At 72.6% G+C, this 8253-nt stretch carries 9 protein-coding genes; 5 read left to right on the top strand and 4 right to left on the bottom strand.

The window, feature by feature from the left end:
* Positions 1-268 precede the first annotated feature (268 nt).
* The 4 genes from VE614_RS30745 to VE614_RS30730 all read right to left on the bottom strand — a co-directional run bounded on the left by VE614_RS30745 (position 269) and on the right by VE614_RS30730 (position 3914).
* A complete protein-coding gene (locus VE614_RS30745) occupies positions 269-472 on the bottom strand; it encodes a cold-shock protein (protein WP_026532371.1) in 204 nt (67 codons plus the stop codon).
* A 156-nt stretch (positions 473-628) separates the two neighbouring features.
* A complete protein-coding gene (rsgA, locus tag VE614_RS30740; protein ID WP_414719670.1) occupies positions 629-1762 on the bottom strand; it encodes a ribosome small subunit-dependent GTPase A in 1134 nt (377 codons plus the stop codon).
* Entirely contained in the window at positions 1755-3113 is a 1359-nt protein-coding gene (aroA, locus tag VE614_RS30735; protein ID WP_324944555.1) for a 3-phosphoshikimate 1-carboxyvinyltransferase, read from the bottom strand. The genes rsgA and aroA overlap by 8 nt, the downstream gene beginning before the upstream one ends.
* An 87-nt stretch (positions 3114-3200) precedes the next feature.
* A complete protein-coding gene (locus VE614_RS30730) occupies positions 3201-3914 on the bottom strand; it encodes a M50 family metallopeptidase (protein WP_324944552.1) in 714 nt (237 codons plus the stop codon).
* A gap of 51 nt (positions 3915-3965) precedes the next feature.
* On the opposite strand from VE614_RS30730, the gene VE614_RS30725 reads away from it, so the two are divergent.
* The 5 genes from VE614_RS30725 to VE614_RS30705 all read left to right on the top strand — a co-directional run bounded on the left by VE614_RS30725 (position 3966) and on the right by VE614_RS30705 (position 8180).
* On the top strand, positions 3966-4781 hold the full coding sequence (locus tag VE614_RS30725; protein WP_324944549.1) for an SOS response-associated peptidase: 816 nt from the start codon (positions 3966-3968) through the stop codon (positions 4779-4781).
* A 1-nt stretch (position 4782) separates the two neighbouring features.
* Positions 4783-5412, top strand: a complete 630-nt coding sequence (locus VE614_RS30720; protein WP_324944546.1) for an alpha/beta family hydrolase — start codon at positions 4783-4785, stop codon at positions 5410-5412.
* Between the two features lie 338 nt (positions 5413-5750).
* On the top strand, positions 5751-6449 hold the full coding sequence (locus VE614_RS30715) for a sigma-70 family RNA polymerase sigma factor (protein ID WP_206313135.1): 699 nt from the start codon (positions 5751-5753) through the stop codon (positions 6447-6449).
* Entirely contained in the window at positions 6446-6748 is a 303-nt protein-coding gene (rsrA, locus tag VE614_RS30710; RefSeq protein ID WP_324944543.1) for a mycothiol system anti-sigma-R factor, read from the top strand. The genes VE614_RS30715 and rsrA overlap by 4 nt, the downstream gene beginning before the upstream one ends.
* Before the next feature lie 124 nt (positions 6749-6872).
* Positions 6873-8180 (top strand): HD-GYP domain-containing protein, encoded by a 1308-nt coding sequence (locus tag VE614_RS30705; RefSeq protein WP_324944540.1) that lies wholly within the window; start codon positions 6873-6875, stop codon positions 8178-8180.
* Positions 8181-8253: the final 73 nt, after the last annotated feature.

Below are 8253 nucleotides of genomic sequence, written 5' to 3'. Positions count from 1 at the left end.
GGTCTACATCCCGACGGCGATCTTCGACTTCGACGTGAGTCCCTCGGCGGCCGGCCCGCACCGGGTGAACGCCGGGATGGGCGCGCCACGGTCGAACAACACGTAGGAGGAGGCCCCGGCTGCCGGCGCCGCCGGAGGTCCACGCCGACCACCGGCCCCGCACCGGGGGCTTAACGGCCAAGGGCCACCGGCGGCGAATGCCGCAGCGGTGACCCTTGGTTTGGCCGCTCAGCGCGGCCGGAGGTTGCAATCCCGGGGGAAGGAAACCTTAGAGAACGGTGATGTTCTCAGCCTGGGGGCCCTTGGGTCCCTGGGTGGTCTCGAAGTTGACCTTCTGGTTCTCTTCGAGTGAACGGAAGCCGTTCGAATTGATTGCGGAGAAGTGTGCGAACACGTCGGCGCCGCCGTCTTCGGGAGCGATGAAACCAAAGCCCTTTTCAGCGTTGAACCATTTCACTGTACCTGTAGCCATTTCAATATCCTTACCTTGTGAGAGACGCCCCGAACTCCGGTGCGCTCGTCGTGGTGTTCGTTTTCGCTTATCAAAACAGCTTTCGAACTCCGAAAGGAGGATTCAAGGCCAGAAATTCAATGCGCAACACAACAACTGACCTCAGTCTAACAGGGTTTACTGGCTCCCCAGTTCCTTCGCCTCCTGGGCCGCCTGGCGCGAGTCCGTGGACCCGGCGCCCAGCAGGCGCCGCAGGGAGGCGAGGCGCACCGGTCCTGATTCGCCGGCGGCGCCGCGGGCGACCCACCCGTCGAGGCCGCAGTTCACGGCGTTGGAGTCATGCAGGCAGCCGCGTTCGCAGTCGGCGGTGCCCGGCTCAAGGTCGGGAAACGCCTGGAGGATCCGGTCTGCGTTGACGTGCGCGAGCCCGAAGGAACGGATGCCGGGGGTGTCGATGATCCAGGTGCCGGGGGCGGATCCGGCGGCCTTGAGCGCAACGGCCGAGGATGAGGTGTGGCGGCCCCGGCCCGTGACGGCGTTGACGCCTCCGGTGGCCCGGGTGGAGCCGGTGAGGGCGTTGACCAGGGTGGACTTGCCGACCCCGGAGTGGCCCAGCAGCACGCTGACCTGCCCGTCGAGTTCCTCCCGCAGGGTGGTGATGGCGCCGCCCGAGAGGCGGGCCGAGGCGCCGTCGTCGGAGGTGGCCTCGATGCCGCCGGTGTCGGCGGCGGTCCTGCTGATCACCACCCGCAGGTCCAGGTGCTCGTAGTTCGCAAGCAGCGGCGCCGGGTCCACCAGGTCCGCCTTCGTGACGCACAGCAGGGGGCGGATGCCGGCGTCGTAGGCGGCCACCAGCGCGCGGTCGATGAATCCGGTGCGCGGTTCCGGGTTGGCGGCGGCGACCACGATGACCAGCTGGTCGGCGTTGGCGACCACGACGCGCTCCACCGGGTCGGTGTCGTCGGCGCTGCGGCGCAGCACGGTGCGCCGCTCCTCCACGCGCACCAGGCGCGCCAGGGAGTCCGGGCCCCCGGAGAGGTCGCCGACGAGCGCCACCAGATCCCCGGCAACGACGGCGCTGCGGCGCAGCTCGCGGGCCCGCGCCGCCACAATGAGCCGCTCGTCGGGGGTGTCCTCGTCGACGACCGCGGTGTAACGGCCGCGGTCGACGGTGACGATCCGGCCGGTCACGGCGTCCTCGTAGGCCGGGCGGTTCTTGGTGCGGGGGCGGGAGCCCTTCTTGTTGGGGCGGATTCGCACATCGGACTCGTCCCAGGCCCGGGAGCCCCTCCGGTTGCCGGCCTCAGTCACCCGGAGAGCCTCCGGTGCGTGCGGTGGCCACGAGCTGCGCCCACAGTTCGGGGAACTGCGGCAGTGTCTTGGCCGTGGTGGCGATGTTTTCGACGAGGACCCCGTCGACGGCGAGGCCGATCACCGCGCCGGCCGTGGCCATGCGGTGGTCGTCGTAGGTGGAGAACACACCGCCGTGAAGGGAGGCAGGCCGGATGAGCAGGCCGTCCGCGGTTTCTTCGGCGCTCCCGCCCAGGGCGTTGATCTCCCGCACCAGGGCCGCCAGCCGGTCCGTCTCGTGCAGCCGCAGATGCGCCACGCCGCGCAGCGTGGACGGGGAGTCGGCGAGCGCGGCCACCGCCGCGATGCCCGGGGTCAGCTCACCGACCTCCCCCAGGTCGACATCGATGCCGTGGATCGCGCCGGAACCGGTGAACCGCAGGCCGTGCTCCGTCAGCTCGCAGGAGCCGCCCATCTCCGTGAAGATCTCCCGCAGCCGGTCGCCGGGCTGCGTGGTGCGGGCCGGCCAGTCGGGGATCACCACCGTGCCGCCGGTCACCAGGGCCGCCGCCAGGAACGGCTGGGCGTTGGACAGATCCGGCTCGACCGTCAGATCGCGGCCCAGCAGCGCGCCCGGCGTGACCCGCCACACGTTCGGCTCGCCGCCCGACTCAGGGGTGTCCACCTGGGCGCCGACCGCGCGCAGCATCTCCACCGTCATCCGGATGTGCGGCAGGGACGGCAGCGTGGGGCCGATGTGACGGACCTCGACGCCCTGGTTGAACCGCGGCCCCGACAGCAGCAGCGCCGACACGAACTGCGACGACGAGGACGCGTCGATCTCCACCCGGCCGCCGTCCAGGGCACCCCCGCCGTGCACGGTCAGCGGCAGCGCGCCCCGGCCGTCGTCGTCGATCCGCGCGCCCAGCACGCGCAGCGCGTCGATGACGCCGTTCAGGGGACGCTCGTACGCCCTCGGGTCGCCGTCGAAGCGGACGGGACCGTCGGCGAGGGCGGCGACCGGCGGCAGGAACCGCATCACCGTGCCGGCGTTGCCGACGTCGACCGTGGCCGGTCCGCGCAGGCCGTTGGGGATCACCCGCCAGGCCTCGCCCGTGACGTCACCGGCGCCCGCGCCGGCCGAGCTGGACGACACGGTCTCCTCGATGCCCACACCCATCGCCCGCAGGGCACCGGCCATCAGCAGGGTGTCGCGGGAGCGCAGCGGGCGGCGCAGCCAGCCGGGTTCGCTCGCCAGGGCGGCGAGCACCAGGGCGCGGTTGGTGACCGACTTGGACCCCGGCACGTGGACCGTCGCGTCGACGGCTCCGCTCGCGTGCGGGGCGGGCCAGAGGGCAGGGTTCGGGGCCATGGGCCCACTTTATAAGGAGGGGGGTGAACCGGCTGTTCGTCGGGTGCGGCGCCGTTGTGGCTGGTCGCTCCCGCACGGCTTGGGCCGTCAGAGCCCCAGCAGCCAGCGGCCGCCGCCGAGCAGCGAGCACAGCGACACCGCGTGGAACAGGAACAGCCACACCCCCGCGGGCGCGTGGGTCAGCCGGGACAGCTGGTCGGCGTCGGAGTCGCCCGCTCCGCCCCGGGCGCGCTTCGCCTGTAGCTCGAACGCCGGGCGCACGCCCCCCAGCAGCAGGAACCACACCACCGCGTAGGCGAACGCCGCCTGCACCTGGGGCCCGGTCAGCCAGGACACCAGCACGAACAGGCCGCCCGTCAGCACCACCGTCAGCGCGCCGTACGCGTTGCGGATCATCACCAGCATCACCAGCAGCAGCGCCGTCGCCAGCCACAGCAGCAGCGTGATGCGCCCGGAGGCCAGGAGCGCCGCGCCGCCGAGGCCGAGGAGCGGGGGCGCGGTGTAGCCCGCGGCGGCCGTGAGGATCATGCCGAGGCCGTACGGCTTGCCGCGGCTGACGGTGAGGCCGCTGGTGTCGGAGTGCAGCCGGATGCCGGTGAGGGTGCGGCCGGTGAGCAGCGCGACCAGGCCGTGGCCGCCCTCGTGGGCGATGGTGATCGCGTTGCGGGACAGCCGCCACAGGCCGGGCGGGACGGTCACGGCGAGCGCCGCGACCACGGTGGCGATCACCACCCACAGGTGGGGCTCGGGCTGGGTGCCGGTGAGTTCGTCCCAGAGGGAGGTTGCTGTGGTGCTGTCCATGATGGCCGGTGCGCTCCCTGTGGTCGTGCGGAGTCTGGCAGTGTGGCACGTATGTGCGGACGGTATGCAGCGAGTCGTAGGCCCGAGGACCTCGCGGGGATCTTCGAGGTCGAGAAGTGGGAGCCCGAGGAGACCCTGGCGCCCGACTACAACGTGGCGCCGACCAAAGAGGTCTACGCCGTTCTCGACCGCCCTCTGAAAGACGCGGACGACCCGCGTCCGGTTCGGCAGCTGCGCACGCTCAAGTGGGGGCTCGTGCCGTCCTGGGCCAAGACGCCCGAGGGCGGCGCCCGGATGATCAACGCCCGCGCGGAGACCGTGCACGAGAAGCCCGCCTTCCGCCGCGCCTTCACCGCCCGACGCTGCATCCTGCCCGCCGACGGCTACTACGAGTGGGTCACCGGCAAGCAGGAGCGGGACCTGGAGGTCGAGGGGAAGAAGAAGCGGCCCCGCAAGCAGCCGTACTTCGTGCTGCCGGCCGACGGCTCGGTGTTCGCGATGGCCGGGATCTACGAGTTCTGGCGGGACCGCACCCTCCCCGACGACCACCCGCGGGCCTGGTGGGCCACCTGCTCGGTGATCACCACCGAGGCGGAGACGGACCCGCTCGCCGTCGCCCCCGCCGACGGCCCGCACGCGCTCGCCGAGATCCACCCCCGGATGCCGCTGATGCTCACCCCGGACCGCTGGGACGCCTGGCTGGACCCGTCCCGCGCCGACCCGGACGACCTGCGCGAGCTGCTGGCAGCGCCCCCGGCCGGCCTGATGCGCGCCTATCCGGTGAGCACGGCGGTCAGCAATGTCCGCAACAACGGGCCGGAGCTGCTGAAGGAGCTGGAGGGCCCCGAGGAGGGCACACTCTTCTGATGTGACGACCGAGATCATCAGCACGGACGCGGGAGACGCCCGCGTCACCTGGCATCCGGCGGGGCAGGCCCGGCTCGTCCTCGCCGTGAGCCACGGCGCGGGCGGCGGCATCGAGGCCCGCGACCTCCAGGCGCTGGCCGCCGCGCTGCCCGGGCACGGGGTGAGCGTGGCCCTGGTGGAGCAGCCCTGGCGGGTGGCCGGGAAGAAGATGGCGCCCGCGCCCAAGACGCTCGACACGGGGTGGCGGGGCGTCTGGCCCGCCCTCGCCGGGCAGGGCCTGCCCGTGGTCGCGGGCGGGCGCAGCGCGGGTGCCCGGGTGGCCTGCCGTACCGCCGCCGAGCTGGGCGCGGCCGGGGTGCTGGCGCTCGCCTTCCCGCTGCACCCGCCGGGCAAGCCGGAGAAGTCCCGCGCCGAGGAGCTGCTGGGCGCGGGCGTGCCCACGCTCGTCGTGCAGGGCGGCAACGACCCGTGGGGGAGGCCGGCGGAGTTCCCCGACGGCGACTTCCGGCTGGTGGAGGTGCCGTACGCCGATCACGGCCTCGCCGTGCCGAAGCGGGCGCCGCTGGACCAGGCGGAGGCGCTGGCGGTGGTCACGGACGCGGTGGCGGCGTGGACCGGCTCACTCGGGTAGGACAGGCGGGGCGGCACGCGGGGAAGCACTCGGGCACGGCACGCGGGTAAGGCTTCGGAAAGAGTTCGGGAATGTGCGGCCCGCGGCCGCTGTTGAGGCGGACAGAAGTGCTGACCACCAGCACCGATGTCGTAGGAGAGGAAGTCCGCCGCATGGGTTCGACCTTCTGCCCGATTCGCAGCAGCCGTGCCGACCTGGACTGGACGGTGCTGCATGCGGCCAAGACCGCCTCTCATCGGGCGGTGGGCGGACCGGATCGACAGGCGGCCCCGACCGTGGGTCGTCTATCCTCCGATTCGAGTGGGACCGGTTTCGGTCTCGTCCGGAACTTTGAGGAGGTGGGTCCGGTCAGCGGTACCGACGCAGGGACCGACAACGGCCAGGCGGAGCTGCCCGAGGGCCAGGGCATCAGCGCGGACACGAGCGCGGAGACCACCGCCGAGCGCAGCGCGCGCTTCGAGCGGGACGCACTCGAATTCCTCGACCAGATGTACTCGGCCGCACTGCGCATGACGCGCAACCCGGCCGACGCCGAGGACCTGGTGCAGGAGACCTACGCCAAGGCGTACGCCTCCTTCCACCAGTTCCGCGAGGGCACCAACCTGAAGGCGTGGCTGTACCGGATCCTCACCAACACCTTCATCAACTCCTACCGCAAGAAGCAGCGTGAACCGCAGCGCAGTGCGGCCGAGGAGATCGAGGACTGGCAGCTCGCCCGTGCCGAGTCGCACATGTCGACGGGTCTGCGCTCCGCGGAGTCGCAGGCGCTCGACCACCTGCCCGACTCGGACGTGAAGGAAGCGCTCCAGGCGATCCCCGAGGAGTTCCGCATCGCCGTGTACCTGGCCGACGTCGAGGGCTTTGCGTACAAGGAGATCGCGGACATCATGGGGACACCCATCGGAACGGTGATGTCCCGGCTGCACCGGGGCCGCCGTCAACTGCGCGGCATGCTCGAGGACTACGCCCGCGAGCGCGGGCTGGTCCCGGCCGGCGCCGGAGAGTCGTCGAACGAAGCGAAAGGCTCGGGCTCATGAGCTGCGGAGAGCCGCACGAGACGGACTGCAGTGAGGTCCTGGACCACCTGTACGAGTTCCTCGACAGCGAGATGCCGCCCCCCGACCGGGACAAGTTCCAGCACCACTTCGAGGAGTGCTCTCCCTGCCTGGAGAAGTACGGGCTGGAGCAGGCCGTGAAAAAGCTGGTCAAGCGGTGCTGCGGGCATGACGAGGTGCCCACCGACCTGCGTGCCAAGGTCATGGGGCGGATCGAGCTGATCCGCTCCGGGCAGGCCGTGCCCGACCACGACGTGACGGCGACACCCCAGGAGTCCTGACCGCCCCGCCAAGGGTTCCGTCACCCGAATGTGCTAATCGGCCGACCGTCGGTCCACACCCCTCCCCCCACCGCCCTAGGCTCCGAGCCAGGACGGCATGGACGCGGGCTGGGGAGGACGTCGCATGGACGCGGTTCCCGCACGGGCGCGGGTGTACGTCGCCGGTGTCGCCCTGGGCGCACTGAGCTGTCTGGCTCCGCTGTCCACGGGCCGCGCGCCCTGGTGGGCGATGGCCCTGCTGGCGGCGCTGCACGCCTGCGGTGAGCGGATCGCCGGCCGCCGGTCGCCCGGCACCTGCCACCCCGTACTGCTGGCCGGTGCCTTCCTGCTGCCGCCGTCCGCCGCCGCGCTCGTCGCGGTGCCGGGGGCGCTGCTGTCCCGGGTCGAGCAGCGGCCCGCGCTGCCGCGCCGCGTCTGGCGGGCCGCCGAACCGGTCCTCGCCGTCTGGGCCGCCGCCTCGCTCTTCCGGGCGCTGGGCGGTCCGGACGCGGTCGGGGGCGCCGACTTCCCGTACGTGCTGCTGCCCGCCGCGGCCGCGGTGCTGGTCTTCTGCGCGGTGCTCGCCCTCCTCGACGGCGGCGTCCTGGTGCTCGCCGAGCGCGTGCCGCCCCGCCGGGCCTGGCACGGGCTGTTCGCGCGCTCGCTCGCCCCGGTGGCCGTGCACGGGCTGGCCGGGCTGATGATGGCCGTGCTGTGGCGCAGCCCCTACGGGCCGGCCGCCGCGCTGCTGGTGCTGCTGCCGATGTGCGTCTCCTGGTGGGCCTTCGCCCGGTACCACCGGGAGCGGGCCGCCCACCAGGCCACCATCCGGGCCCTCGTCCAGGCCGTCGACATCAAGGACGGCTACACCCGCGGCCACGGCGAGCGGGTCGGGCAGGCCTCGATGATGATCGCCCGCGAGCTGGGCATGGACGACGAGCGCGTCGAGGTGCTCCGGTTCGCGGGCATCCTGCACGACGTGGGCAAGCTCGGCGTCCCCACCCGGCTGCTGCGCAAGGACGGGCCGCTCACCCCCGAGGAGCGGCGGATCATCGAACTGCACCCGGAGTACGGGCACGAGATGGTGCGGGGCATCTCCTTCCTCGGCGAAGCCCGGGCCGCCGTGCTCCACCACCACGAGCGGTTGGACGGCAGCGGCTACCCCTACGGGCTCGTCGGCGGCCAGATCCCCGAGTCCGCGCGGGTGGTCGCCGTCGCCGACGCCTTCGACGCCATGACCTCCACCCGGTCCTACCGGCGGGCCCGCCCGGTGCCGGCGGCGCTCGCGGAACTGGAGCGGTGCGCAGGGTCGCAGTTCGACCCGCGGATGGTGGAGGCGCTGGTCCGGGCCCTGGGGAAGTACGGCTGGCATCCCGCGGTGACCGCCGACGAGGTCCCGGCACCCCGGCCGCCCGCCGCGCCCGCGCCCGGCCGGGAGGGGGCCCGCCGGTGACGCCCGCGCTGCCGGGAGGGGGCGCCGGTGACGCCGCGCTGCCGGGAGGGGGCGCCGGTGACGCCGCGCTGCC

This window comes from Streptomyces sp., from assembly GCF_035645055.1.
GTDB lineage: Bacteria > Actinomycetota > Actinomycetes > Streptomycetales > Streptomycetaceae > Streptomyces.
This window is presented reverse-complemented; position numbering and strand designations above follow the sequence as displayed.